Origin of the sequence: Micromonospora sp. NBC_01655, from assembly GCF_026339755.1 — a bacterium.
Taxonomy (GTDB): Bacteria; Actinomycetota; Actinomycetes; order Mycobacteriales; family Micromonosporaceae; genus Micromonospora.
On sequence record NZ_JAPEQF010000001.1, the window covers coordinates 5,274,062 to 5,298,558 of the forward strand.

The following is a 24,497-nucleotide window of genomic DNA, read 5'->3' on the forward strand; positions in this document are numbered from 1 at the left end:
CGAGCCGCCCGCCGCGCGGTTACCCGCGGCGGGCGGCGGGCCCGGGCCGGCCGACCGGGGACCCGCGCTCAGGCGCCCTGGCCCTGGTTCTGCATCAGCCCGCCGTCCATGAAGTACGTCGAACCGGTCACGTAGTCAGCGTCGTCGCTGGCCAGGAAGACGGCGAGCCGGCCGATCTCCTCGGGCATGGCGGCCCGCTTCCACGGGATGCTCTGCACCTGTTCCTCCAGGTACGCCGGATCGTCGATGGCCTTCTGGTTGAACGGGGTGAGCACCATCCCCGGGCCGATGTTGTTGACGTTGAGGTGCATCGGCGCCACCTCCAGGGCCAGGCTCTTGGCGAACTCCAGCAGCGCGCCCTTGCTGGCGTCGTAGTCGGAGCCGCCGGCCCGGGCCACCTCCTGGTGGACCGACGTGATGTTGATGATCTTCCCGTGGCCGCCCTGGTCCCGACGGTGTCGGACGAACCGGCGGGACGCGAAGAACGCCCCGTAGACGTTGGTCCGGATGGCCCGGTCCCAGGTCTCGGTGTCCAGGTCCGCCACCGGTATCCCGGAGGCGTCCACCCCGGCGTCGTTCATCAGCACGTCGAGCGTGCCGAACTCCGCCAGGGCCTCGTCGAACATCGCCTCCACCTGCTGTTCGTCGGAGATGTCGCACTGCACCACCACCGCCCGCCGGCCGTTCTCGGCCACCTTGTCCCGGGTGTGGTTGGCCCCGGCGTGGTCGTGCAGGTAGTGCACCACGACGTCGGCCCCCTCACGGGCGAACTCGATCGCCGTGGCCTGACCGATGCCCGAGTCCGAGCCGGTGATCAGGGCGGTCCTTCCGTCGAGCCGTCCGGTCATCAGCGTGCTCCCTCCGTTCGACCCGCACCTGTCGGCACGGTGGGGCGCGGGCGGTCCGCGCCCTGGCGTCGCCGCTCGTCGGCCTCGGTCAACGAGCCGGCGGCGTTGATCAGGCCGATGTGCGAGAAGGCCTGCGGGAAGTTGCCGAGCTGCTCCCCGGTGGCCTGGTCGATCTGCTCGGCGAACAGGCCCAGGTCGTTCACCCGGCCGGCGAGGGACGCGAACATCCGCTCGGCCCGGTCCAACTCGCCGGCCAGGGCCAGACAGCTCGCCAGCCAGAACGAGCAGATGACGAAGCCGGCCGGGTCGCCGTCCCAGCGGCGCAGCAGACCGTCGCGCGACAACCGTGCCTCGACGACGTCCATCGTGGAGCGCATCCGGGCGTCGTCGGCCGGCAGGAACCCCACCAGCGGCATGATCAGCACCGAGGCGTCCAGCTCGTCCGAACCGAAGGCCCCGGTGTACGCGCCGAGCCGGTCGTTCCAGCCCCGGTCCAGCACCGCCGCGCGGACCTCGTCCCGGGCGGCGGCCCAGCGGGCCAGGTCGGCGGGATCACCGAGGCGGGGTCCGAACCGCACCGCCCGGTCCAGCGCGGTCCAGCACTGCACCTTCGACGAGACGTAGTGCCGCTCCGCGTCCCGGGCCTCCCACATGCCGGCGTCGGGGAGGTGCCAGTCGGCGACCGCCTGGTCGGCGAGGGCGCGCAGGAGCTGGTGCACCTCGGGGTCCATCGGATCGAGGTAGTGCCGCATCAGCCACGCCGCGTCGAGGACCTCCCCGAGCACGTCGGTCTGCCGCTGTCTCCAGGCGTCGTTGCCGACGAAGACCGGCTGGCTGTCGGCGTATCCGGCGAGGCGGTCGAGGGGGTGCTCGGTCAGGTCCCGCTCACCCTCCACGCCGTACATGATGGGCACCGGCTGGTTCCCGATCCGGCCCATCGCGCGGGCCACCCACGCGAACTGCCGGTTGGCCTCGTCGGGACAGGCCGCCAACCAGAGGGCCTTCAGGGTGAGGCTGAAGTCGCGGACCCAGACGAAGCGGTAGTCGTAGTTGCGGTCGCCACCCAGTTGTTCGGGCAGCGAGGTGGTCGCCGCGGCCACGATCGCGCCGCTGGGCTGGTAGGTCATGCCCTGCACGACCAGCGCGCTGCGGCGCACCTGGTCCGCGAACCGGCCGTGGTACGGGTGCAAACTGGCCCAGGACCGCCAGCCCGCCGCCGTCTCGGCGACCGTCGGGGCGGCGTCCGGCGTCACTGGCGGGCCGGCGTCGTAGGTCGGGCCGTACCCCAGCGTGAAGCCGTACGACTCGCCGGGCCGGACGGTGAACGTCGCGGCGGCCTCGCCCTCGCCGCACTCCAGGGGCACGTCGCCACGCAGTCGCAGGCGGGCCGCGCCGACGGTCGCCTGCACCCCGTCGCCGGTGGGCACCAGATACGGGGCGACCCGGCCGTACTCGAACCGGGGGCGGTAGCGCAGCCGCACCGGCACGGCACCGGAGACGCCCTCCACCAGCCGGGCCAGCACCCGGGGCGAACGCAGCCCGATGTCGTGCCCGCGCGCGCCGGGCTCCAGCGCCAGCGCGTCGGTCACCGCCACCGACCCGTCCCCGGTGGTGAAGACGGTCCGCAGCACCAGCGTGTCCGCCAGGTAGGAGCGTTCGGTGGTGAAGTCCCCTTCGGGCCGGATCGACCAGTGGCCCGCGTCGTCGTCGAGCAGCCGCCCGAAGACCGACGGGGCGTCGAACCGTGCCGGGCACCACCAGTTGACCGAGCCGGCCCGGTCGACCAGAACCGCGCTGCGGCCGTCGGCCAGGAAGCCGTGCTCGCTGATCCGTCCGGTGTCCACGACCGTGCCTACCCGGCGCCGCCGACCAGCATTCGTCGGGGCACCGCCGGATGCGAGCGAACCGGTCCCGTGCGTCGCTCCTCCCGGCCGGGGCGGGGCGACCGGAGACCGCTCCGGCGCGTCGGGGCATCCGGATCGTGGCGGGCCTGCCCGATCCGGGGGAGCCGGCGCGTTACCGGCCGGTGCCCGGGGGAACGCGGGAGGTCGACGAAGGAGGATGCTCATGATCAGACCCTCGACTCCGACCGCGGCCTGGCAACCCGGGATGCCGGGCGGACCCCCCCCCCCGTGCCCGGCGGCCGGCCCGTCCCGCCCGGCGACGCCCCGCCCGCGACCGTCCGGCCCCGCCCGGACTATCCATCCGCCCAGCGAGTGGTGGACTACCTGGCCGACAACCGGTTCCCGGTGCAGCGCACCGCGATCGTGGGGACGAACCTCACCCTGGTCGAGACGGTGCTCGGCCGGATGACCACGGGCCGGGCGGCCCTGGTCGGCGCGGGCACGGGCGCCTGGTTCGGCCTGTTCATCGGGCTGCTCTTCGGGATCTTCACCGCCGGTAGCTGGGTGGCGGTGATCCTGGTCGGCCTGGTGATCGGGGCGATCTGGGGCGCGGTGTTCGGCGCGGTCGCGCACGCGATGACCGGCGGGCAGCGGGACTTCACGTCCGCCAGCTCCCTGCGCGCCAGCCAGTACGCGGTCACCGTCGACGCCGACCAGGCCGAGCAGGCCCAACAGCTACTGGCCCGGATGCACCTGACGCCCGCGGGCGCGACGGCCCGCTGACGCCGCGCGGACGCGCCACCGGTGTCGCCGCGCCCCGGCGGGTGGACGGCCCGACGACCGCGGCGCCGGACGGCCCCGGGGGATGTCCCCGGGGCCGTCCGCCGTGCCGGTCAGCCGTCTGTGGCGAGGCGGGCGTGCAGGTGTTCGTCGTGCCGGCGGCCGTCGCCGTAGCGGTACGACTCGCGCAGCGTGCCCTCGGCGAGATAGCCCGCCCGCAGGGCCACCCGGCAGGACACCACGTTCGGCACGGCGTGGCACAGCTCGATGCGGTGCAGGCCCAGCGCCGCGAAGGCCCACGTGGTGAGCCGCCGGACCGCGCCCGTGGCGACGCCCCGCCCCCGGGCAGCGGGCACGGTCCAGTACCCGATGCTGGCGTTGCCGCCGCCGATCCCGTGCAGCGACACCGCCCCGAGCAGCCCGCCGTCGCCGGGGTCGGTCACCGCGAGGGACAGCGCGTCGCCGCCGGACCAGTCCGCCCGGCGGCGCACCCAGTCGGCGGCGCGTGCCTCGTCCACCTCGCCCTGCGGGTTCCAGGTGGCCACGGCCGGATCGCGCAGGGCGGCCAGCACGTCGGGGGCGTCGGCCGCCCGCCAGGGGCGCAGCAGCAGGCCGGGGGCAGCGAGTACGACGTGGTCCACGGGGCAGTCTCGCACGCCGCCGGGCCCGCCTGCCCGGGTTTTTCCGGCCCCTTCCTTCAAATCGAAAGCAGAAAAGACCAATCCGGCCGCTTGCAGCGCGCAGCCAGGTCCGAAGCAACTTGTTAAATTTTGAAAGAGTGCTATGGTTGCGGCATGACGGAGAGCCTGGACAGCGAGCGGATGGCCTGCTGGCGCGCCTACATCGAGTCGAGCCAGCGGCTGTTCACCCAGCTTGAGGACGACCTGCGGGCCGACAGCGAGCTGAGTTTCGCCGACTACCACGTGCTCGTGCTGCTCTCCGAGGCGCCGGGGCAACGGCTGCGGATGGGTGAGCTGGCCGGCCGGCTGGTCTTCTCGCCCAGCCGGCTGACGTACCAGATCACCTCGATGTGCAAGCGCGGCCTGGTGGCCAAGCAGTCCTGCGCCGAGGACGGGCGGGGCAGCGAGGCGGTGCTCACCGCCGCCGGGCTGCTGGCGCTGCGCGAGGCCGCGCCGCACCACCTGCGCTCCGTGCGCAGCCACCTGATGGACGACCTCGACGACGCCGAGGTCGCCTGCCTGACCCGGGTCTTCGACCGCCTCGGCCGGCGCCTGCGCGCCGACCGCGACGCCTCGGCCACCCGCAACGAATAAGGAGTTCGAGATGCCCGCGATCACCGTCGACGACGTCCTCGTCCTGCCCCGCCTGCCCCGGCTCGACGAGACCACCAGCTACCGGCCGGTCCGCCGGCTGACCACCGCCCCCAGCGGGTACGAGGGCGAGGGCTTCCCGGTCCGCCGGGCCTTCGCCGGGGTGCCGACGCACGAGCTGGACCCGTTCATCCACCTCGACCAGATGGGCGAGGTGGACTACGCGCCGGGCGAGCCCAAGGGCACCCCGTGGCACCCGCACCGCGGCTTCGAGACGGTGACCTACATGATCGACGGGATCATGGACCACCAGGACTCGCAGGGCGGCGGCGGCACCATCACCGACGGCGACACCCAGTGGATGACGGCCGGCAGCGGCCTGCTGCACATCGAGGCGCCGCCCGAGCACCTGGTGGCCAGCGGCGGCCTGTTCCACGGCCTCCAACTCTGGGTGAACCTGCCGAGGGTGGCGAAGATGATGCCGCCGCGCTACCAGGACATCCGCGGCAAGGAGTCGGCGCTGCTCACCACGCCGGACGGCGGCGCGCTGATCCGGGTCATCGCCGGCGAGGTGGCCGGGCACCGCGGGCCGGGCTCGACCCACACCCCGATCAGCATCGCCCACGTCACGGTGCAGCCCGGCGCCGAGCTGAGCCTGCCCTGGCAGCCGGACTTCAACGCGCTGGTCTACGTGCTCGCCGGGCGCGGCACGGTCGGCACCGACCGCCGCCCGGTGCACACCGGCCAACTCGCCACCCACGGTCCGGGCGACGCGCTGCGGGTCACCGCGGACGCGAAGCAGGACTCGAACGCCCCCGCCCTGGAGCTCTACGTGATGGGCGGGCAGCCGATCCGGGAGCCCGTGGCGCACTACGGCCCGTTCGTGATGAACACCCGGGACGAGCTGATCCAGGCGGTCGAGGACTTCCAGGCCGGCCGGCTCGGGGTGATCCCGGCCGAGCGGGTGCCGCACACCGGCGGCCAGGGCGACCGGCCCTGACCGCTCTGACCGCTCTGACCGCCCGGACGGGACGGGGCGTCACCGGGCAGCCCCCGGTGGCGCCCGCCGGGCGGGATCAGGAGACCGCGAAGATCCCCGCCACCCCCAGCAGCACCATCACCAACACGGCCACCAGCGCACCGCGCTCGCTCTCCACCGGCTGTTCGCGGTACTCGGTCACGGCGTCGGTCGTCTCGACGGGCATCGGATGGCCTCCTCGGTGTTCGGTCAGGGTCGTCGGGCGTCGCGCGGGAACGTTGCCAGGTCACCGGGGGTGCCGGTCGGCGTGCGGGCCCGGCGCGAGGGCCCTACCGTGAGGACGTTGTCGACCTCGGGAGGCTGGAGCGTGCCGATGCGGGACTGGTTCCTCACCGCGCAGGAACGCGCCAACCCGGGCTCTGAGTTACCCGTCTGGACGACGGGAAACCTCGCCGAGCCGCTGATTCACGGCGCGGCGTACTTCGACCGGCTGGTCAGCGAGGTGGAGGCGCTCGGCGAGGGCGACCACCTGTTCTTCACCGACTGGCGCGGCGACCCCGACGAGCGGATGCGCCCGGACGGGCCGACCGTGGCCCAGCTGTTCAGCCGCGCCGCCCAGCGCGGCGTGGTGGTCAAGGGCCTGCTCTGGCGCTCACACCTCGACTCGCTGTCGTTCAGCGAGGCGGAGAACCGCAGCCTCAGCGAGGCGGTCCGCGCGGCCGGCGGTGAGGTGCTGCTCGACCAGCGGGTCCGCCGCGGCGGCTCGCACCACCAGAAGCTGGTGGTGCTGCGCCACCCCGCCGCCGGGGAGCGGGACGTCGCCTTCACCGGCGGGATCGACCTGTGCCACAGCCGCCGGGACGACGCCGAGCACCACGGCGACCCGCAGGCGGTCGGGATGTCCCCCCGGTACGGCGACACCCCGCCCTGGCACGACGTGCAGCTCGCCCTGCGCGGGCCGGTGGTCGGCGCGCTGGACTCCGTGTTCCGCGAGCGGTGGACCGACCCGATGCCGCTGGACTCGGAAAACCCGCTGGCGTACCTGCGGGACCGGCTGCGCGCCGCGGACCTGCGCCCGGACCCGCTGCCCGACCAGCCGGCCGACCCCCCGCCGTGCGGCCCGCACCGGATCCAGGTGCTGCGCACCTACCCGGCGGTGCGCCCGCGCTACTCCTTCGCCCCGGACGGCGAGCGCACGGTGGCCCGCGGCTACACCAAGGCCGTCCGCCGGGCCCGCCGGCTGATCTACCTGGAGGACCAGTACCTCTGGTCGACCGAGGTGGCCGACCTGTTCGCCCGGGCGCTGCGCGACAATCCCGACCTGCACCTGGTGGCCGTCGTCCCCCGGCACCCGGACGTGGACGGCCGGTTCGCCCTGCCGCCGAACCTGGTCGGCCGGGAGCAGGCGCTGGCGCTGTGCGGCAGGGCCGCCCCGGACCGGGTGCACGTCTTCGACGTGGAGAACCACGCGGGCGACCCGGTGTACGTGCACGCCAAGGTGTGCGTGGTCGACGACGTGTGGGCCAGTGTGGGCAGCGACAACTTCAACCGCCGCTCGTGGACCCACGACAGCGAGCTGTCCTGCGCGGTGCTCGACGACACCCGGGACGAGCGGGCCCCGCGGGACCCGGGCGGCCTGGGCGACGGGGCCCGGCTGTTCGCCCGGGAACTGCGGCTGCGGCTGTGGCGCGAGCACCTGGACCGGGACCCGGGCGGCGGCGCGGACCACGACCTGCTGGGCCCGGCGTCGGCGGTCGAGACGATCACCGCGGCGGCGCACGCGCTGCAACGCTGGCACGACTCGGGTCGGGTCGGGCCCCGGCCGCCGGGCCGGCTGCGCCCACACCGGCCGGAGCGGCTGCCCTGGTACACCCGGGCGTGGGCGCTGCCCGCGTACCGGCTGGTCTACGACCCGGACGGCAGGCCGCTGCGGGCCCGGCTGGCCGGCACCTGGTGACCGGCCCGGCCGACCGCCGCCGGGCTGCGGGCGAGCACGCTCTCCCCGCCCGGGTACGCGAACGACGCGCGCGGGGAGTAGAAGCCGGTGGCGATGACCAGCGGGTTGGCCGGACGTAGCGGGTAGACCGGGTGGTCCGGGTCGAGGAAGTCCACCGACTCGACCTCGAACGGTGCCACCGGCTCGGCCAGGTACGGGTAGACGCCGCTGACCAGGGCCCCGTCGCGACCGGTGAGGTAGCGGTGATGGCCGCTGCGGATGACGTGCCCGGTGTCGCCGACGCGTACCCGGGCGCGGATCAGGGGCGCCCCGTCGACCTCGGTCTGCGCCACCAGCGTGTCGCCCCGCTGCTCCAGCCAGGTGCGGCCGGCCGCGACCGGGGCGCCGCGGGCGGCGGCGTACCCGCGCACCCGGGGGCTGGAGCAGAGGTAGTGCGTCCACCAGCCGCCCGGCAGGGGCCGGTCCGGGACGTCGAGGCCGGCCAGCGACACGCCGAGATAGGTCAGCGAGTACGCGCCGAACCCGGAGCTCTGGGTCTCGTCGTCGACCACGTACTGGTTCATGAAGACCCGGCGGTCGTCCCCGGCGCGCAGGCCCGCCGGCAGCAGGGCGGCGGCTGCGGCCGGGTCCGCCGGCAGCCAGCTCAGATAGATCATCCGGCTGTGCACGACGAGGTGCGGATCGGCGGGGTCGAGCACGCTGCCTCCGGGCCAGGGGGAATTCCCCAGCGACGCTACGGCCGGTCCCGTGGGTGGGACAAGGACGCAAACCCGACAGTTGGGCCGGTCTGTCGGGTTTCACGTTGACGCCGCGCCGCGCGCATCGGCCGGTCGGGTACTCCGTCCCGACGGCTGGCCCGGCCACCGCCTCCGACCAGACCCATGGGCACCGCCGGACGGCGGGTCGGGTCGACCGTCCGGCCCGGCCGGGACGACCAACCGGCCAACGAACCGGTAATCGCGATCGAATCTTCCGGTATCTACGCACCTTTCATGGGACTTTGTTCCTAAAAGTACCTTAAGCACATCGTACTTTCGGCTAGATTTCCTGGAGCCGTTCCGGCTAAGGTGAGTCCCGAACGGACGAACCGAAGCTAAACCACAGCGTCACGTCTATATCCGCGGACGAGGTGCAGGGAGGACCACCAATGACCGCGCCAACGATCAGCGAGCAGACGAAGGCAGAGCCGGCCGCCGTCACCAGGAAGCTGGACCCGCGAGCGCTCACCGACAGCGCGGCCGACCTCCTCAACGCGATGGCAGCGCTGCCCGCCAACCACCCGTCGCGCGCCGCGCTGCGGGACAGGGCGATCGAAGCCTGGCTGCCGCTCGCCAACCACCTCGCCCACCGCTACAGCGGCCGGGGAGAGCCCACCGACGACCTGGCACAGACGGCCGCCGTCGGCCTGATCAAGGCCATCGACAAGTTCGACCCGTCCCGCGGCGTCGACTTCGCCGGCTACGCCATCCCCACCATCATCGGCGAGCTCAAGCGCCACTTCCGCGACCGCACCTGGGACATCCGGGTGCCGCGCCGCCTCCAGGAGCTGCGGCTGGCCATCTCCGACGCCAACAGCACGCTGCTGCAGACGCTGGGCCGCTCCCCGACGGTCGCCGACATCGCCGCCCACCTCAGGCTCACCGAGGAAGAGGTCCTGGAGGGCCTGGAGGGCGCCCGCGCGTACAACGCGGTGTCGTTGTCCACCCCGACCGGCGACGGCGACCGGGCCACCGAGCTGGGCGACATGCTCGGCGGCGAGGACAGCGAGTTCGAGCTGGCCGAGCTGCGGGTGGCCCTGGGCCCGGCGCTCGCCACGCTCGACGAGCGCGAGCAGAAGATCCTCACCCTGCGCTTCTACGGCAACCTGACCCAGTCGCAGATCGCCGAGCAGATCGGCGTCTCGCAGATGCACGTGTCCCGGCTGCTGGCCCGGGCCCTGACCAGGCTGCGGGGTCAGCTCGACGGCACGTACTAGGGGCGCCGCCGGTGGTCGGGGCGGCGGGCCCGACCACCGGTACGCCGGAAGGGGCCCGATCGGCGATCCGCCGGCCGGGCCCTTCCCCGCCGTGCCGCCTGCCGGTCCGGAGCCTCCCCCGCGCCGCGTCAGGCCCCCGCCGGCTCCCGCCACATCGGGTAGAACGGGGTGCCGTCGGGCAGCCGGAAGGCCTCCCGCGCCCGGTAGCCGTGCCGGGCGTACAGGTCCCGGCCGATCTCGCTGCTCGCCTCCAGGTAGCCGGGCGTTCCGTCGGCGTCCAGCCCGGCGTGGTGGTGCCGCAGCAGCGCGGAGCCGAGCCCCTGCCCCTGCCGGTCCGGCGCGACGGCGAGGAAGGCCAGGTGGTGGTGGTCGGGGTACGGGTGGTTGGCGGCGAACAGCCCGTCGAGGTGCCGGAACCGTCCGGTCCACTCCCCGCAGGCGGCGGCCAGCCGGGCGTCGTAGTCCGCCGGCGGCGGGACCTCCTCGCCGACCTGCGGGAACCACACGGCCACCGCCGCCCGGTCCGCGGTGGCGTGCACGTGGCCGTGCGCCATCGCGTGCCCGACCAGGATCTCGAAGTTGTCGGCCAGCACGGCCTCCCGCTTGGAGGCGTCCGGCACCAGCCAGTGGGTCGCCGGGAGCACCAGGAAGGCCCGGGCGATCCGCTCGGCCACCAGCCGGGTCTCGGCCGCGCCGAGGCGCTCGACGCGCACGTCGTTCATCGCCGGGCCTCCGCCCGGGCCGGGGCCGGCTCGCCGGCGGGGCCCGGCGCGGCCAGCAGGGCCGCGCTCTCCGCGCCCAGCCCGATCCGGGCGTAGACGTCCGGCCGGCTGCCGCGCAGCACCAGCGCCCAGAGCACGCCGATCAGCGCCGCCACCGGGTACGCCGCCGGCACCGCCCAGCGCAGCGCGGAGTCGGGCGACACCCCGAGCAGGATGGCGAAGTTGTCCACCGCCACCGTGATGATGGCGACCAGCGCCACGGCGGCCAGCCCGGGGGCGACCGCCCGCCGCCACAGGCTCTCCTCGACCCGGGTGCGGGCGAAGTACGCCATCACTGCGGTCGAGGTGGTGGCGATCAGCAGCAGCACCCCGAACCCGCCACCGGCGCCGGCGTAGTAGAAGAGCTGGAGCACCGGGTCCCACCCGTTGACCGTGTACAGCAGGATCACCAGCAGGCCCAGCAGGCTCTGCGCGAGCGAGCCGACCCGGGGCGAACCGGTGCGCGGCGAGGTCTTCCCGAACGCCGCCGGCAGCACCCGCTCCCGGCCGAGCGCGAACGCGTACCGGGCGGTGGTGTTGTGGAACGAGATCATCGCGGCCAGCACGGAGGTCATGAAGAGCGCCTGGCCGACGGTGACGGCGGTTTCGCCGAGCTGCGCCGCGGCCAGGTTGAAGATCAGCTCGACGCTCTGCTCGCCGGCCTGGGTGGCGATCTGGTCCGGGCCGGTGGCCACGGTCAACGTCCAGGACGACAGGGCGTAGAGCCCGGCGATGATCGCCACCGAGAGGTAGGTGGCCAGCGGGACGGTGCGCTTCGGGTCCCGGCTCTCCTCGCTGAACACCACCGCGGACTCGAAGCCGACGAAGCCGGTCGCGGCGAGCACCAGCAGCGCGCCCGCGCCCGGGACGAGCAGGCTGTCCGCGGTCAGGGCGGTGAAGCTGACCGAGCCGCCGGCCGGGTTGCCGAGCTGCCCCAGGTCGAACACGAGGATCACCACGAGCTCGGCGACCAGCAGCACCGCGAGCACCCGGCCGTTGACGTCGACCCGGAGCAGGCCGAGCACGGCGACCAGCGCCCAGGCGGCCAGCGCCACCACCCACCAGGCCGGGTCGGCGCCGAAGAGCCGGTGCAGCACCGGGGAGGCCGCCGCCCCGATCGCGCCGTACAGCCCGATCTGGAGAGCGTTGTACGCCAGCAGGGCGACCCAGGCGGCGCCGACCCCGGCCGGCCGGCCCAGCCCCCGGGAGACGTACGCGTAGAACGCGCCGGCGTTCTCCACCCGGCGGGCCATCGCCACGTAGCCGACGGAGAACAGGGCGAGCACCGCCCCGACCACCAGGAAGGCCAGCGGCATGCCGGTGACGCCGGTGACGGCGTACCCGGTGGTGACCACGCCGGCCACCACGGTCAGCGGCGCCGCCGCGGACAGCACGAAGAAGATCACCGACGGCACGCCGAGCCGGCCGCGGGCCAGCGCGTCGGAGACGTTGCTCGGTCGTTGGATGGTCTCTGTGGGGGGCATGGCGGTGCTCCGGTTCCAGGGAGGGGTGGGGGCGTCGGCCGGTCAGGGCTTGCCGCGCAGCACCGCCGCGCCGACGGCGGCCTCGGCGTGCGCGACCAGCTCCTTCAGCGGCGGAGGCAACGCCGGGATGAGGACGCCGAGCCGGTGGTGGGCACGAGGGCCGGCGCTCCACAACACCTCGCGGGTGAGCCCGGCGGCGGAGATCAGGCCGAACAGCAGCGCGTCCGGCACTGCCGGCGGCTCCGGCCGGTCCAGCAGGGCGCGCAGCCGGGTGGCCGGCCAGGCCACCGCGTTCAGGTCGATCGGTACGTAGCCGACGGTGGTGCGCAGCAGCCGACGGCTCTCCTGCCGGCGCAGCACCCCGGCCCGGGCCAGCCGCTCCGCGACCGACGTCGCCGCGGTCTGCCCGAGGAAGCTCAGCCAGGTGCGGACCGACTGGTGCTGGGACTCGCCGATCAACTGGTCGAGCACGGTGTGCGCCAGGGCGTCGGCCGGCGGGCGGCGGTCCACCACCGTCACGTTGCCGGCGCTGACGGTGATCTGTCCGAACAGGACCAGCTCGCCGAGGAGCCCGGCCGCCAGCCCGATGCCGACCGCGCTGGAGTGCAGCTTCGCCCTGCCCCGGCTGTCGTTGTGGGCGACCAGATAGAACTCGTCGGCGGTGAGCAAACGAGCCTCCCGAACGGATTGTCCACAACTGATCGACACCGGGTGAAAGGATGCACGCCCTCTGTTTGCAACGCAACTCCCAGTTTCGACGGTTGCACTCCGTGCACATGCGACCTGCGGATCTTGTCGTGACAGACTCGGAGGGTGACCGCCAGCCCGACCGTCCGCCGCCGCCGCATCGCCCGGGAACTTCGCCAGTTGCGCGAACGTTCAGGGATGACCCTCGATGTCGCCGCCCGCCAGCTCGACATGTCCAAGAGCAACCTGTCCCGGATCGAGACCGCGCAGATCGGGATCAAGCCCCGGGACGTCCGCGCCGCGCTGGCGCTCTACCGGGTCACCGGGGACGACGCCGAGGCGTTGATCGAGATCGCCCGGGGCGCGCAGCAGCGCGGCTGGTGGCAGAACTACAGCGACGTGCTCCCGGAGTGGTTCGAGTTCTACGTCGGACTGGAGGCCGAGGCGGCGTCGCTGCGCACGTACGAGGCCGAGGCCGTGCCCGGGCTGCTCCAGACCGAGGCGTACGCCCGGGGAATCTACCGGCTCACCGCCGGGGAGGAACGCATCGAGCGCAAGGTCGCCGCCCGGCTGCACCGGCAGAACGTGCTGCACCAGGAGAAGCCGGTCGAGTTGTCGGTGGTGCTCAACGAGGCGGTGCTGCTGCGGCCGGTCGGCGCACCGGCCGCGATGGCCGAGCAACTGGCCCACATCGGCCGGGTGGCCCGACTACCCAACGTCACGGTCCAGGTACTTCCGTTCTCGGCCGGCGGGCATCCCGCGATGACCACCCCGTACGTCATCCTGGGCTTTTCCGACGCCGCCGACGCGTCCGTGGTTTACCTGGATAACCTCACGATGGGACTGGCTCTGGAGGACGCCGACCATGTGCTCCGGTATAGCCTGTTGCACGAGGAGCTGCGCCGGATGGCGCTCAGCCCGGCGGATTCGTTGACCCGCCTGGAGGACGCTTCTCGTAACTTTGCGTGACCGCATCGCGGCACGCCGGCAAAAGACGAGAGGTACGGGGATGACCGCGCTCGACCTGTCCCGGGCCGCCTGGCGGACCAGCAGCCGAAGCAGTGGCAACGGCAACTGCGTCGAGGTGGCCACAGCCGGCGGGCGGGTCGCGGTGCGGGACTCCAAGGACCGGCCCGGTCCTGTGCTGGTCTTCGGGCCGGACGCCTGGGGCGCGTTCGTCGCCGGCCTCGACGCGGTACGCCCCGGCTGACGCCCGCGCCGCCGGTGCGACAGTAGGAGACGTGCTCGCCGACGTACCCCTCGACCTGCCGGTCCGGCCCGCGCTGCCGGCGCTTCTCGACGCGCTGCGCGCGGCCGGCGGCGCGGTCCTCGTGGCGCCCCCGGGCACCGGGAAGACCACCCTCGCCCCGCTGGCCGTGGCCGGGGCGGTCACCGGCCGGGTGGTGATCGCCCAGCCCCGCCGGGTGGCCGCCCGGGCGGCGGCGCACCGGATGGCCGCCCTGCTCGGCGAGCGGGTCGGCGACCGGATCGGGTACGCGGTGCGCGGCGAGCGGCGGGGCGGCCCCACGACCCGGGTCGAGGTGGTCACCACCGGCCTGCTGGTGCGCCGGCTGCACCACGACCCGGAGTTGCCCGGCGTCGGCGCGGTCCTGCTGGACGAGTGCCACGAGCGGCAACTCGACGCCGACCTGGCGCTGGCATTCACCGTCCAGGCCCGGGCGACGCTACGCCCCGACCTGTGGCTGGCCGCCATGTCGGCCACCCCGGACGCGGGCCGGTTCGCCGCGCTGCTCGGCGCCGACGGCGTGCCCGCGCCGGTGGTCCGGGCCGCCTCGGCCCTGCACCCGGTGACCCGGGTCTGGGCCCCGCCGCCCCGGCCGGTCACCCCCTCCGGGGCCGGTCGCGTCGACCCGGCGCTGCTGGACCACGTCGCGGCCACGGTCCGGCGGGCCCTCGCCGAGCGGGACGGGGACCTGCTGGTCTTCCTGCCCGGGGTGGGCGAGATCGCGGCCGTGACCGGCCGGCTGGCCGACCTGCGGGACTCCGTCGCCCTGCTGCCGCTGCACGGGCGGCTGCGCGGGGCGGAGCAGGACGCCGCGCTGCGTCCCGCCGACCGGCGGCGGGTGGTGCTGGCCACCGCCGTGGCGGAGAGCAGCCTCACCGTGCCCGGGGTCCGGGTGGTGGTCGACGCCGGGCTCGCCCGGGTGCCCCGGGTGGACCTGGCCCGGGGGCTGGGCGCGCTGGTCACGGTGCCGGTGTCCCGGGCCGCGGCCACCCAGCGGGCCGGCCGGGCCGGCCGGGAGGCCCCCGGGCACGTGTACCGGTGCTGGTCGCAGGCCACCCACGCCCGGCTCGCCGCGCAGCCGGAACCGGAGATCGCCACCGCCGACCTCACCGGGTTCGCCCTGGAGCTGGCCGCCTGGGGCGAGCCGGACGGCAGCGGGCTGGCCCTGCCCGACCCGCCGCCGGCCGCCGCGATGACGGTCGCCCGGGAGACCCTGACCACCCTCGGCGCGCTGGACGCCGCTGGCCGGATCACCGCCCGGGGGCGGGCGATCGCCGGCGCGGGGGCCCATCCCCGGCTGGCCCGGGCCCTGCTGGACGGCGCGCCGGTGGTCGGCGCCGACCGGGCCGCCGAGGTGGTGGCGCTGCTCGCCGAGGACGCCGTCGCCGGGCCGGGCGACGACCTGACCGCCGGGTGGCGCCGGCTGCGCGCGGGCGTCGACCCCGCCGCCACGGCCCGCTGGCGCGCCGAGGTACGCCGGCTCCGCGCCGCCCTGCCTGCCGGGACGGACGGCCACCGGCCCACGGACGACGCGAGCCCGCCGGAGTCCTCCGGCCCGGCCCGGGCACCCGGGGGCGGCCCGGCCCGCCCGGCCCGCGACCCGGACGGCCGCGCGCCGGCCCGGGACCGCCGGCTGGGCCGGCTGCCCGACGACCTCGCCGCCGGGCTGCTGGTCGGGTTGGCGTACCCGGAACGGCTGGCCCGGGTCCGCCGGGCCGGCGGGTCGGCGTACCTGATGGCGGGCGGGACCGAGGCGGAGGTGGCGCCGGGCTCCGGGCTGGCCGGGGCCGCGTGGCTGGCCGTCGCGGTGGCCGACCGCTCCCCCGGCGCGCCGGCCGCCCGGGTCCGGCTGGCCACCCCGCTGGACGAGGCGACAGCGCGGGAGGCCGGCGGGCCGCTGCTGCGCCCGGAGCGGGAGGTGGCCTGGTCCGGCGGTGACGTGGTGGCCCGGGAGGTGGTCCGGCTCGGCGCGATCGAGCTGGTCGCCAGGGCGTTGGCCCGGCCGGAGCCGGCGCTGGTGGCCGCGGCGCTGCGCGACGGGCTGCGCCACGCCGGCCTGACGCTGCTGACCTGGACCCCGGCCGCGCGGGCGCTGCGCGAGCGGATGGCGTTCTGCCGGCACGCCCTCGGCCCCGACTGGCCGGACGTGGGCGACGAGGCGCTGCTCGCCGGGGCGGACGCCTGGCTCGGCCCGGAGCTGGCCGCCGCCCGCCGGCGGGCCGACCTGGCCCGGATCGACGTCGCCGCCGCGCTGCGCCGGCTGCTGCCCTGGCAGCAGGCCGCCCGGCTCGACGAGCTGGCCCCGGAGCGGCTCGCCGTGCCCAGCGGCTCCCGCGTCCGGGTGGACTACGCCGACCCGGCGGCCCCGGTCCTGGCGGTGAAGCTCCAGGAGACCTTCGGTTGGGCCGAGGCCCCCCGGATCGCCGACGGGCGGGTGCCGGTGCTGCTGCACCTGCTCTCCCCCGCCGGCCGCCCGGTGGCGGTCACCGCCGACCTGGCCTCGTTCTGGCGCACCGGCTACCCGCAGGTCCGCGCCGAGCTGCGCGGGCGCTACCCCCGGCACCCCTGGCCGCAGGACCCGACCACGGCAGAGCCGACCCGCCGGGCCGCCCCGCGCCGCCGCTGACCCGGGCCGACGGCCGGCCGGTGGGCACCGGTCCGCGTCGACCACCCTGGCCCGGGGCCTGGCCCTGGCCGGGCCGACGGGCCGGGGCCCGGGCCGACTCGGGCCGGGCGCGTCCGCAGGGGCCGGGTCAGTCCTCGGCGACCACGTCGGCGATGACGACGGTGACGTTGTCGGGGCCGCCGGCGCGCAGCGCCAGGTCGATCAGCCGCCGGGCGCACTCGTCCCGGTCCGGGTGGGCGCCGAGCACCTCGGCGAGGGTGTCCGGACGGACCACGTTGGACAGGCCGTCGCTGCACAGCAGCCACCGGTCGCCGGCCCAGGGCACCATCGTGGCGTACGACGGGGAGACCTCCTCGCCCTGCAACGCCTGGGTGACCACGGCCCGGCGCGGGTGGCTCGCGGCCTGGTCGGCGGTGATCACGCCCTGGTCGACGAGCATCTGCACGAAGGTGTCGTCCCGGGTGATCTGCTTGAGCACCCCCTCCCGGAAGAGGTACGCGCGGGAGTCGCCGACGTGGGCCAGGGCGAGACAGCTCCCGGTCCGGGCGAAGAGCAGGGCGGTCAGGGTGGTGCCCATGCCCTGCCGCTCCGGGTCCTCCCGCACCGCCTCGCGGATCCCCGCGGTCGCCAGCTCGATCCCGCTCTGCAGGGCGGCGACCAGGGCGTCCTCCGGTGTCGCCAGGTCCAGCGGCCCGACCGCGTCGATCGCGATCCGGCTGGCCAGGTCGCCGGCGGCCATCCCGCCCATGCCGTCGGCGACGGCGACGAGCCAGGTGCCGGAGTGCAGGGCGTCCTGGTTGCCGCTGCGGATCAGCCCGCGGTCACTCGCCCCCACGGAACGCAGCTTCAGGGTCATGGGACGCAGCCTGCCAGTTGGAGGCCGCAGTTGTCTCTAGGAGATCGCGACGACGTCGCGTGGCGCGGCGAATCTCACCCGGCGGACCGGACCAGGGGGTGAACCGGGCCGGTTTTATTCAGCGTCCTCAATTGACACGGCGGACACCCGCTGGAAATATCGGAGCGACACTGGGAGCGCTCCCAGATTCGGCCCGTCCCCCGGAAGGAAACCCCCGTGACGCCATCCCGACGCCGTCGACGCCGCCTCGCGGTGCTCGCCACGGCGACCGCCCTGGCCCTCACCGGCACCACTGCCGGCGCGGCCCACGCCGAGGTCCCGCCGGACGCCCCCGAGCAGCTGAAGAACGGCGACTTCAGCGCGGGCGTCGCCCCCTGGTTCTCGTACGGCACCGGGCCGCTCGGGGTCACCGACGGCCGGCTCTGCGCCACCGTCCCCGGCGGGCTGGCCAACCCCTGGGACGCCGGCATCGGCCAGGACGCCGTGCCGCTGACCTCCGGCGCCGAGTACGAGCTGGCCTTCGACCTCGCCGCCACCCCCGGGGTGACCGTCAAGGCGGTGCTCCAGCTCGGCGCCGCCCCGTACACGCAGTACGCCAGCCTGGACGCCGCCGCCACCAGCGGCAGCCAGCACTTCGCCAAGACCTTCACCGTCAGCGAGGACAACCCGGGCGCGCAGCTCGTCTTCCAGGTCGGCGGGGCCGCCGCCGAGCAGACCGTGTGCCTGGACAACGTCTCGCTGCGCGGCGGCGAGCCGCCCGAGCCGTACGAGCCGGACACCGGCCCCCGGGTCCGGGTGAACCAGGTCGGCTACCTGCCCGGCGGCCCCAAGAACGCCACCGTCGTCACCGAGGCCGCCGACCCGCTCGACTGGCAGCTCACGTCGGCCGCCGGGGCGGTGGTGGCCAGCGGGCGGAGCACCCCGCGCGGGGTCGACGAGGCGTCCGGCCAGAACGTGCAGACCGTCGACTTCTCCGCCTACCGCACCCCGGGCACCGGCTACACCCTGGTCGCCGACGGCGAGACCAGCCACCCGTTCGACATCTCCGGCACGCTCTACGACAGGCTGCGCGCCGACGCCCTCCAGTTCTTCTACCTCCAACGCAGCGGCATCGCCATCGACGGCGACCTGGTCGGCGACGAGTACGCCCGCCCCGCCGGCCACCTCGGCGTCGCCCCCAACCAGGGCGACACCAGCGTGCCCTGCCAGCCGGGGGTCTGCGACTACTCCCTCGACGTGCGCGGCGGCTGGTACGACGCGGGCGACCACGGCAAGTACGTGGTCAACGGCGGCATCGCCACCTACCAGCTCCTGAACGCCTTCGAGCGGACCAAGACGGCGGCCACCGCCGACGGCGGCGTGGGCCTGGCCGACGGCTCGCTGCGGGTGCCCGAGCGCGGCAACGGCGTGCCGGACGTCCTCGACGAGGCGCGCTGGGAGCTGGAGTTCCTGCTGCGCATGCAGGTGCCGGCCGGCAAGCCGCTGGCCGGGATGGCCCACCACAAGATCCACGACAGGAACTGGACCGGCCTGCCGCTCGACCCGGCCGACGACCCGCAGCCGCGCGAGCTGCACCCGCCGTCCACTGCCGCCACCCTCAACCTGGCCGCCGTCGCCGCCCAGTGCGCCCGGCTGTTCGCCCCGTACGACGCGGCGTTCGCCACCCGCTGCGGCACCGCCGCGAAGACCGCGTACGCGGCGGCCAAGGCCCACCCGGCGCGCTACGCCAGCCCGGCCGACGCCACCGGCGGCGGCGCCTACGACGACACCGACGTCAGCGACGAGTTCTACTGGGCCGCCGCCGAGCTGTACCTGACCACCGGCCAGCCGGCGTACCTGACCGACCTGACCGCCTCGAGGCACCACACCGGCGCGGTCTTCGGCGACCAGGGCTTCGGCTGGCAGGGCGTCGCCGCGCTGGGCCGACTCGACCTGGCCACCGTGCCCAGCGGCCTGCCGACCGCCGACCGCGACCGGGTGCGCGCCTCGGTGACCGCCGCCGCCGACCGCTATCTGGAGATCCTGCGCGGCCAGGCGTACGGGCTGCCGATGCCCGGCGATCCGGGCAGCTACTTCTGGGGTGCCAACGGCAACATCGCCAACAACGCGGCCGTGCTGGGCACCGCCTTCGACCTGACCCGGGACGCGAGGTACCGGGACGGGGCGGTGCAGGCGGCGGACTACCTGTTCGGCCGCAACGCGCTCAACATCTCGTACGTGACCGGCTGGGGCGAGCACGCCGCGCAGAACCAGCACAGCCGGATGTACGGCCACCAGTTCGACCCGACGCTGCCGAACCCGCCGGCCGGCTCGCTGGCCGGTGGCGCGAACGCCGCCCTCCAGGACCCGTTCTCGGCGAACCTGCTGGCCGGCTGCGAGCCGCAGTTCTGCTACGTCGACGACATCAACTCGTACTCGACGAACGAGGTGGCGATCAACTGGAACTCGGCGCTGGCCTGGCTGGCCTCGTTCCTCGCCGACCAGGACGACGCGGCGGCCGTCGCGGCACCGACCTGCGCCGTGTCGTACACCAACTACGGCACCTGGCAGGGCGGGACCGGGTTCACCGCCCAGGTGACCATCCGCAACACGGGCACCGCCGCGGTGAACGGCTGGACCGCCCGGTTTGCCTTCACCGGCGACCAGCGGGTGCGGGAGGCGTGGATGGCGAGGGTGACCCAGTCCGGGGCCACGGTGACCGCGAAGAACGAGTCGTACAACGCCCGGATCGACCCGGGCGCCACCGCGACCTTCGGCTTCAACGCGACCACCGCCGGCAGCGCCAACCCCGCCCCCGACCTGATCACGGTCAACGGCGCCCCCTGCGCCCTGTCCTGACCCACCCCGATCATCCCGGGCAGCACGGGATGGGGCGTCCGCTCCCGTTGCGGGAGGAGCGGACGCCCCGGTGTCGGATGCCGCGCTGGTGCGCCAGGATCAGGCGGGCAGGCCGCCGACCTGGGTGTCGATCCAGGAGCGGATCGACGGCAGGTCCTCGTAGATGGACGGGCCGGTGGCGCAGGTGGAGTTGTTGTTGCCGGCCCGGCTGGTCGCGCCGATCAGGTTCCACACCCCGTTGACCTTGCGCACCTGGGGCCCGCCGGAGTCGCCGTAGCAGGCGCCGGCGACGCCGCCGGTGTTGTCGGTGCAGATCTCGTACGGGCCGTTGATGCCGCTGCACCGGCTGTCGGCCACGATCGAGGTGTCCAGCTCCCGGGCGACCGTGGGGGCGGAGCCGCAGCCGGGCGTCGGGCAGGTCTGGCCCCAGCCGATGATCCGGGTCGCGGTGCCGACCGCGCCCGACGTGGTCGGGATCGGAGCCGGCGCGTAGCTGACCGAGCCGGCGAGCTGGAACAGCTTGACGTCGATCGACGGGTGGTTGACCGCCCGGCTCACCCCGACGACCGTGCCGCCGCTGGTGCGGTTGATGCTGCCCACCCGCACCGAGGACGGCGTCGGGCAGTGCTTCGCCGTGACCGCCCAGTTGGCCTTGATCAGCGAACCGGTGCAGCCGGAGACGTACACCATGAAGGGGTAGTTCTCCGAGGCGGTGACGCCGCCGACGACGTTCGGCGTGATGTCGCCGGCGTCGTCACCGTTCCAGACGTACGTCCGGCCGGTGGTCGGCGCGGCGAGGCTGCCGGCGAACAGCGAGTTGACCCGGGACGCCTCGGCGGCGCTGGGGTTCGCGTTGGCGCAGGAGACCGGCGCGCTGCTGCCGGACATCAGGTCGGTGCAGAGCCCGGTGCGCTTGTCCGGCAGGCCGAGGATGTGGCCGATCTCGTGGGTGGCGATCCGGGTCCGGTTGTAGCCCTGGTTCACCGCCTCCCAGCCCATCCACACCCGGCCACTGCCGAGCGAGGTCGGCTGCGCCCGGGGCCAGCCGGCGTCGACGTAGATGGTGATGTTGCCCGGGGTGGCGGGCAGCAGCCGGACGGTGCTGACATTGCTGTTCCAGATCTGGGCGGCCTGGTCGAAGTTGGTGCGGAACTCGCCGGCCCGGCTCGCGTCGTAGTAGACGGTCCGGACGGCGGACGCGCTGGTGCCGGTGGCGGCCAGCACCCCGGCGGCGGCCAGGACCGCCGCGGCCACGGCTCCCGCCGTACGCAGCAGATGTCGTCGGAACACACGCACTCCTCTGGATCACGGCGGCAAGGCCGCCTCCCATTGATGTGGGTCGATCCTAGATCGAGTACGGTCAGTCCGCCGCATAGCGCTTGCGTCATACGAGCCACGTCGGCGGCCACGATCGTCAGACCTCGGGCGGAGGCGACGCGCCGGGCGCAGGCGCGGTGGACAGCAGCCGATCACGGGAGCCGTGGACGGCAGCCGATCACCGGGCGCGGCGGGTCAGCCGATCTCCTCGTCGACGAAGCACCAGCGCCACGCCTCCCCCGGCTGGACCGAGCGCATCACCGGGTGCCCGGTGGCCTCGAAGTGCCTCGACGCGTGCTGGTACGGCGAGGAGTCGCAGCAGCCGACGTGCCCGCAGTCCAGGCAGGCCCGCAGGTGCACCCAGTCGTCGTTGCCGACGGCGACGCAGTCGGGGCACTCCGCCGTGTTCAGCGGCTCGACGGCACCCGCCTCGGTGAGGTGCTGGCAGCTCATCAGTCGGTCTCCTGTCGCAGCAACGACTCCTCCAGGTCCAGGTCACGGTACGCCCGCACCAGCACCTCCTCGGGAATCCGGCCGGCGTCGCGGGCGGCCCGGAACACCTCCCGCTCCGCGTCGATCATCTCCTGCCGCAGCCGACCGTACGCCTGGGACGGGGTTTCCCGCTCGGTGCCTCCCAGCCGTTCCCAGGCCAGGTTGGTGCGCTCCGTCAGCCCCCGGCGCAGCCGGTCCACGACCGCCGTCGGGGCGGTGTCGGCCAGCGCGTCGAGTCGATCCCGGGCGGCCCGGCTGGCCTGCTGCTGGACGCTGGCGGCGGAGAGCGCGTCCTGCACCGGGTCGTCCGGCGGCAGCCTGAGCCGGCGGGCCACCGCCGGCAGGGTGGCGCCCTGGGCGACCAGCGTCACCACGATCACCGCGAAGGCCAGCCAGATGAACAGTTGCCGGGGGTAGGGGCGGTCCTGCGCGAGGGTGAGCGGCAGGGCCAGCGCGGCGGCCAGGGTCACCACGCCGCGCATCCCGGCCCAGCCGATGACGATCGGGAACCTCGCCGACGGCCTCGTCTCACGCTGCCGGATCCGGGGCACCAGCCGGGCCAGGTAGGTGGCCGGGAAGATCCAGACGAACCGGGTCACGACGACGGTCGCCAGCACCGCCACGGTGATCGCGGCCAGGAAGCCGAGCGGCTCGTTGAGGTCCCGCACCACCTCGCGGAGCTGGAGGCCGACCAGCAGGAAGACCAGCCCCTCCAGCAGGAACCGGGCCAGCCGCCAGAACGCGCCGATCTGAAGACGGGAGGCCGCCGACATCAGCATCGGCATCCGGTGACCGATCCCGAGCCCGGTCACCACCACCGCGACCACGCCGGAGGCGTGGACCGCCTCGGCGGCGAAGACCACCGCGAACGGCACGATCAGCGACAGCGCGTTGTCCAGCACGGCGTCGCTGATCCGCTTGTGCAGGAACCCGAAGACCAGCACGCCGGCCAGCCCGACCAGGATGCCGCCGCCGGTGGCGACCAGCACCTCCCGGGCCACGTCGCCGACCCCGACCGAGGTGCCGATCGTCGCCATCGTGGCCACCCGCAGCAGCACCAGCGCGGTGGCGTCGTTGATCAGGCTCTCGCCCTCGAGGATGGTCACCACCCGCCGGGGCAGCCCGATCCGCCGGGCGACCGCGGTGGCGGCCACCGCGTCCGGCGGGGCCACCACCGCGCCGAGGGCCAGGCAGACCGCGAACGGCACCGCCGGCAGCAGCAGGTGTACGACGAGTCCGACGGCGAACGCCGTGAAGATCACCAGCCCGACGGCGAGCAGCAGGATCGGCCGCAGGTTGAGCCGGAACGCCGGCACCGACGTCTCCAGGGCCGCCACGTACAGCAGCGGCGGCAGGATGCCCACCAGCACCAGATCCGGGTCGAGCCGGACCTGGGGGAAGCCGGGAACGAAGGAGAGCGCGAGGCCGACGACCACCAGCAGGATCGGCGCGAGCAGGCCGAGCCGGCGGGCCAGCGCCGCGCCGAGCGTCGCGATCGCGAGGAAGACGACGACCTCGAACAGGGACTCCATGGCTACGAGCCTAGGGCGCGACCCCGCCCGGACGGATCACGCCGCCCGCAGCTTCGGCAGCACCTCGGCGCCGAAGGCGTCGATGAAGGCCCGCTGCACCTGCCCGACGTGGTGCAGGGCGATCTGGTCGAAGCCCAGCTCCAGGTACTCCTCCAGCCAGCCGACGTGCCGGCCCAGGTCGGCCGAGACGTTGACCGTGGAGGTGACCCTCGCCAGCGGCACCTCGGCGGAGACCGCGTCGAAGTGCTCGGCCGTCTCCAGGTCCCAGCAGACCGGCGGGGCGAACACGTTGCTGCGCCACTGTTCGTACGCGAGGGCCTCTGCCTCGGCCTGGTCGGGCGACCAGCTCAGGTGCACCTGGAGGTGCAGCGGCCCCCGGCCGCCCGCGTCCCGGTAGGCGTCGATCATCTGTCGCAGGTGGTCGATGGGCGCGTTGACGGTGATCAGGCCGTCGGCCCACTCGGCACACCAGCGGGCGGTGGCCACGCTGACCGCCGCGCCGATCAGCGCCGGCGGCTGCTCGGGCCGGGTCCACAGCCGCGCCCGGTCGACCGTCACCAGGCCGTCGTGGCTGACCTCCTCGCCGGCCAGCAGTGCCCGGATCACGTCGACGCACTCGCGCAGCCGGACGCTGCGGACGTCCTTGCGCGGCCAGCCGTCCCCGGTGATGTGCTCGTTGCTCGCCTCGCCCGTGCCCAGGGCCGCCCAGAACCGGCCCGGGTACATCGCCCCGAGGGTGCCGATCGCCTGCGCGATGATCGCCGGGTGGTACCGCTGCCCGGGCGCGTTGACCACGCCGAAGGGCAGGCTGGTGGCCTGGAGGGCGGCGCCGAGCCAGGACCAGGCGTACCCGGACTGGCCCTGCCGGGCGCTCCACGGGGAGAAGTGGTCCGAGGACATGGCGGCGCCGAAGCCGGCCCGCTCGGCGTGGATCACCGCCTCCAGCAGCTTGGCCGGGTGGATCTGCTCGTGGGACGCGTGGAAGCCGAACGCCGTCATGGGCG

Annotated in this window: 21 protein-coding genes and 2 pseudogenes; 9 read left to right on the forward strand and 14 right to left on the reverse strand. The window is 74.5% G+C overall.

Annotated features, from left to right (window positions below; genetic code table 11):
* Positions 1 to 68 precede the first annotated feature (68 nt).
* Positions 69 to 848, reverse strand: coding sequence for a glucose 1-dehydrogenase (locus OOK41_RS23880; protein WP_117669393.1), 780 nt, complete (start codon positions 846 to 848; stop codon positions 69 to 71).
* Entirely contained in the window at positions 848 to 2,692 is a 1,845-nt protein-coding gene (locus OOK41_RS23885) for a glycoside hydrolase family 15 protein (protein WP_266266769.1), read from the reverse strand. The genes OOK41_RS23880 and OOK41_RS23885 overlap by 1 nt, the downstream gene beginning before the upstream one ends.
* A 223-nt stretch (positions 2,693 to 2,915) precedes the next feature.
* On the opposite strand from OOK41_RS23885, the pseudogene OOK41_RS23890 reads away from it, so the two are divergent.
* Positions 2,916 to 3,475: pseudogene (locus OOK41_RS23890) on the forward strand (general stress protein).
* Positions 3,476 to 3,585: 110 nt separating this feature from the next.
* Here the strand turns inward: OOK41_RS23890 and OOK41_RS23895 are convergent.
* Positions 3,586 to 4,113: a GNAT family N-acetyltransferase gene (locus tag OOK41_RS23895; RefSeq protein ID WP_266266771.1), complete on the reverse strand. Its 528-nt coding sequence runs from the start codon at positions 4,111 to 4,113 to the stop codon at positions 3,586 to 3,588.
* Positions 4,114 to 4,266: 153 nt separating this feature from the next.
* Between OOK41_RS23895 and OOK41_RS23900 the strand changes: the two genes are divergently transcribed.
* Positions 4,267 to 4,746: a MarR family winged helix-turn-helix transcriptional regulator gene (locus tag OOK41_RS23900; protein ID WP_266266772.1), complete on the forward strand. Its 480-nt coding sequence runs from the start codon at positions 4,267 to 4,269 to the stop codon at positions 4,744 to 4,746.
* Between the two features lie 10 nt (positions 4,747 to 4,756).
* Positions 4,757 to 5,743, forward strand: coding sequence for a pirin family protein (locus OOK41_RS23905; protein ID WP_117669398.1), 987 nt, complete (start codon positions 4,757 to 4,759; stop codon positions 5,741 to 5,743).
* Positions 5,744 to 5,819: 76 nt separating this feature from the next.
* Here the strand turns inward: OOK41_RS23905 and OOK41_RS23910 are convergent, their stop codons facing one another.
* A complete protein-coding gene (locus OOK41_RS23910) occupies positions 5,820 to 5,948 on the reverse strand; it encodes a hypothetical protein (protein ID WP_256371534.1) in 129 nt (42 codons plus the stop codon).
* 141 nt (positions 5,949 to 6,089) lie between these two features.
* Here OOK41_RS23910 and OOK41_RS23915 point away from each other — a divergent pair, with 141 nt between their 5' ends.
* Complete coding sequence (locus tag OOK41_RS23915; protein ID WP_266267958.1) at positions 6,090 to 7,679, forward strand: phospholipase D-like domain-containing protein; 1,590 nt, start codon at positions 6,090 to 6,092, stop codon at positions 7,677 to 7,679.
* On the opposite strand, the gene OOK41_RS23920 is transcribed toward OOK41_RS23915, so the two are convergent.
* Positions 7,628 to 8,377: a hypothetical protein gene (locus OOK41_RS23920; protein WP_117669400.1), complete on the reverse strand. Its 750-nt coding sequence runs from the start codon at positions 8,375 to 8,377 to the stop codon at positions 7,628 to 7,630. The two genes, OOK41_RS23915 and OOK41_RS23920, sit on opposite strands and share 52 nt — an antisense overlap.
* 449 nt (positions 8,378 to 8,826) lie before the next feature.
* Between OOK41_RS23920 and OOK41_RS23925 the strand changes: the two genes are divergently transcribed.
* Positions 8,827 to 9,654, forward strand: coding sequence for a SigB/SigF/SigG family RNA polymerase sigma factor (locus OOK41_RS23925; RefSeq protein ID WP_117669401.1), 828 nt, complete (start codon positions 8,827 to 8,829; stop codon positions 9,652 to 9,654).
* Positions 9,655 to 9,782: 128 nt separating this feature from the next.
* On the opposite strand, the gene OOK41_RS23930 is transcribed toward OOK41_RS23925, so the two are convergent.
* The 3 genes from OOK41_RS23930 to OOK41_RS23940 are packed head-to-tail and all read right to left on the reverse strand — an operon-like array spanning position 9,783 to position 12,568.
* Positions 9,783 to 10,376, reverse strand: coding sequence for an N-acetyltransferase (locus tag OOK41_RS23930; RefSeq protein ID WP_266266773.1), 594 nt, complete (start codon positions 10,374 to 10,376; stop codon positions 9,783 to 9,785).
* A complete protein-coding gene (locus OOK41_RS23935) occupies positions 10,373 to 11,899 on the reverse strand; it encodes an APC family permease (RefSeq protein WP_266266774.1) in 1,527 nt (508 codons plus the stop codon). Before OOK41_RS23935 ends, OOK41_RS23930 begins: the two co-directional genes overlap by 4 nt.
* 42 nt (positions 11,900 to 11,941) lie before the next feature.
* Complete coding sequence (locus OOK41_RS23940; RefSeq protein ID WP_266266775.1) at positions 11,942 to 12,568, reverse strand: GPP34 family phosphoprotein; 627 nt, start codon at positions 12,566 to 12,568, stop codon at positions 11,942 to 11,944.
* 144 nt (positions 12,569 to 12,712) lie between these two features.
* Here OOK41_RS23940 and OOK41_RS23945 point away from each other — a divergent pair, with 144 nt between their 5' ends.
* The 3 genes from OOK41_RS23945 to OOK41_RS23955 are packed head-to-tail and all read left to right on the forward strand — an operon-like array spanning position 12,713 to position 16,458.
* Positions 12,713 to 13,555 (forward strand): helix-turn-helix transcriptional regulator, encoded by an 843-nt coding sequence (locus OOK41_RS23945; protein ID WP_117669405.1) that lies wholly within the window; start codon positions 12,713 to 12,715, stop codon positions 13,553 to 13,555.
* A 40-nt stretch (positions 13,556 to 13,595) separates the two neighbouring features.
* The gene (locus OOK41_RS23950; RefSeq protein ID WP_117669406.1) at positions 13,596 to 13,796 is read left to right on the forward strand and encodes a DUF397 domain-containing protein; all 201 of its coding nucleotides are present in this window, start codon (positions 13,596 to 13,598) and stop codon (positions 13,794 to 13,796) included.
* Between the two features lie 31 nt (positions 13,797 to 13,827).
* The gene (locus OOK41_RS23955) at positions 13,828 to 16,458 is read left to right on the forward strand and encodes an ATP-dependent RNA helicase (RefSeq protein ID WP_266266776.1); all 2,631 of its coding nucleotides are present in this window, start codon (positions 13,828 to 13,830) and stop codon (positions 16,456 to 16,458) included.
* A 127-nt stretch (positions 16,459 to 16,585) separates the two neighbouring features.
* Here OOK41_RS23955 and OOK41_RS23960 read toward each other — a convergent pair whose 3' ends face one another.
* Positions 16,586 to 17,314, reverse strand: a complete 729-nt coding sequence (locus tag OOK41_RS23960; RefSeq protein WP_117669408.1) for a PP2C family serine/threonine-protein phosphatase — start codon at positions 17,312 to 17,314, stop codon at positions 16,586 to 16,588.
* 216 nt (positions 17,315 to 17,530) lie between these two features.
* Between OOK41_RS23960 and OOK41_RS23965 the strand changes: the two genes are divergently transcribed.
* Positions 17,531 to 20,152: a glycoside hydrolase family 9 protein gene (locus tag OOK41_RS23965; protein WP_266266777.1), complete on the forward strand. Its 2,622-nt coding sequence runs from the start codon at positions 17,531 to 17,533 to the stop codon at positions 20,150 to 20,152.
* Positions 20,153 to 20,251: 99 nt separating this feature from the next.
* On the opposite strand, the gene OOK41_RS23970 is transcribed toward OOK41_RS23965, so the two are convergent.
* The 5 genes and pseudogenes from OOK41_RS23970 to OOK41_RS23990 form a co-directional block, all read right to left on the reverse strand.
* Positions 20,252 to 20,965, reverse strand: a complete 714-nt coding sequence (locus OOK41_RS23970; RefSeq protein ID WP_243639787.1) for a trypsin-like serine protease — start codon at positions 20,963 to 20,965, stop codon at positions 20,252 to 20,254.
* Positions 20,966 to 21,016: 51 nt separating this feature from the next.
* Positions 21,017 to 21,448 (reverse strand): annotated as a pseudogene (locus OOK41_RS23975) (snapalysin family zinc-dependent metalloprotease); the annotation flags it as partial.
* A gap of 216 nt (positions 21,449 to 21,664) precedes the next feature.
* The gene (locus OOK41_RS23980; protein ID WP_266266778.1) at positions 21,665 to 21,922 is read right to left on the reverse strand and encodes a UBP-type zinc finger domain-containing protein; all 258 of its coding nucleotides are present in this window, start codon (positions 21,920 to 21,922) and stop codon (positions 21,665 to 21,667) included.
* On the reverse strand, positions 21,922 to 23,493 hold the full coding sequence (locus tag OOK41_RS23985; RefSeq protein WP_117669412.1) for a Na+/H+ antiporter: 1,572 nt from the start codon (positions 23,491 to 23,493) through the stop codon (positions 21,922 to 21,924). Before OOK41_RS23985 ends, OOK41_RS23980 begins: the two co-directional genes overlap by 1 nt.
* 36 nt (positions 23,494 to 23,529) lie before the next feature.
* Positions 23,530 to 24,492: a TIGR03885 family FMN-dependent LLM class oxidoreductase gene (locus tag OOK41_RS23990; protein ID WP_266266779.1), complete on the reverse strand. Its 963-nt coding sequence runs from the start codon at positions 24,490 to 24,492 to the stop codon at positions 23,530 to 23,532.
* Positions 24,493 to 24,497: the final 5 nt, after the last annotated feature.

Excerpts from the sequence above, each read along its gene's own strand:
- OOK41_RS23880 (WP_117669393.1), bottom strand. The coding sequence starts at position 848 with ATGACCGGACGGCTCGACGGAAGGACCGCCCTGATCACCGGCTCGGAC.
- OOK41_RS23900 (WP_266266772.1), top strand. The coding sequence starts at position 4,267 with ATGACGGAGAGCCTGGACAGCGAGCGGATGGCCTGCTGGCGCGCCTAC.
- OOK41_RS23905 (WP_117669398.1), top strand. The coding sequence starts at position 4,757 with ATGCCCGCGATCACCGTCGACGACGTCCTCGTCCTGCCCCGCCTGCCC.
- OOK41_RS23910 (WP_256371534.1), bottom strand. The coding sequence starts at position 5,948 with ATGCCCGTCGAGACGACCGACGCCGTGACCGAGTACCGCGAACAGCCG.
- OOK41_RS23925 (WP_117669401.1), top strand. The coding sequence starts at position 8,827 with ATGACCGCGCCAACGATCAGCGAGCAGACGAAGGCAGAGCCGGCCGCC.
- OOK41_RS23930 (WP_266266773.1), bottom strand. The coding sequence starts at position 10,376 with ATGAACGACGTGCGCGTCGAGCGCCTCGGCGCGGCCGAGACCCGGCTG.
- OOK41_RS23935 (WP_266266774.1), bottom strand. The coding sequence starts at position 11,899 with ATGCCCCCCACAGAGACCATCCAACGACCGAGCAACGTCTCCGACGCG.
- OOK41_RS23950 (WP_117669406.1), top strand. The coding sequence starts at position 13,596 with ATGACCGCGCTCGACCTGTCCCGGGCCGCCTGGCGGACCAGCAGCCGA.
- OOK41_RS23960 (WP_117669408.1), bottom strand. The coding sequence starts at position 17,314 with ATGACCCTGAAGCTGCGTTCCGTGGGGGCGAGTGACCGCGGGCTGATC.
- OOK41_RS23980 (WP_266266778.1), bottom strand. The coding sequence starts at position 21,922 with ATGAGCTGCCAGCACCTCACCGAGGCGGGTGCCGTCGAGCCGCTGAAC.
- OOK41_RS23985 (WP_117669412.1), bottom strand. The coding sequence starts at position 23,493 with ATGGAGTCCCTGTTCGAGGTCGTCGTCTTCCTCGCGATCGCGACGCTC.
- OOK41_RS23990 (WP_266266779.1), bottom strand. The coding sequence starts at position 24,492 with ATGACGGCGTTCGGCTTCCACGCGTCCCACGAGCAGATCCACCCGGCC.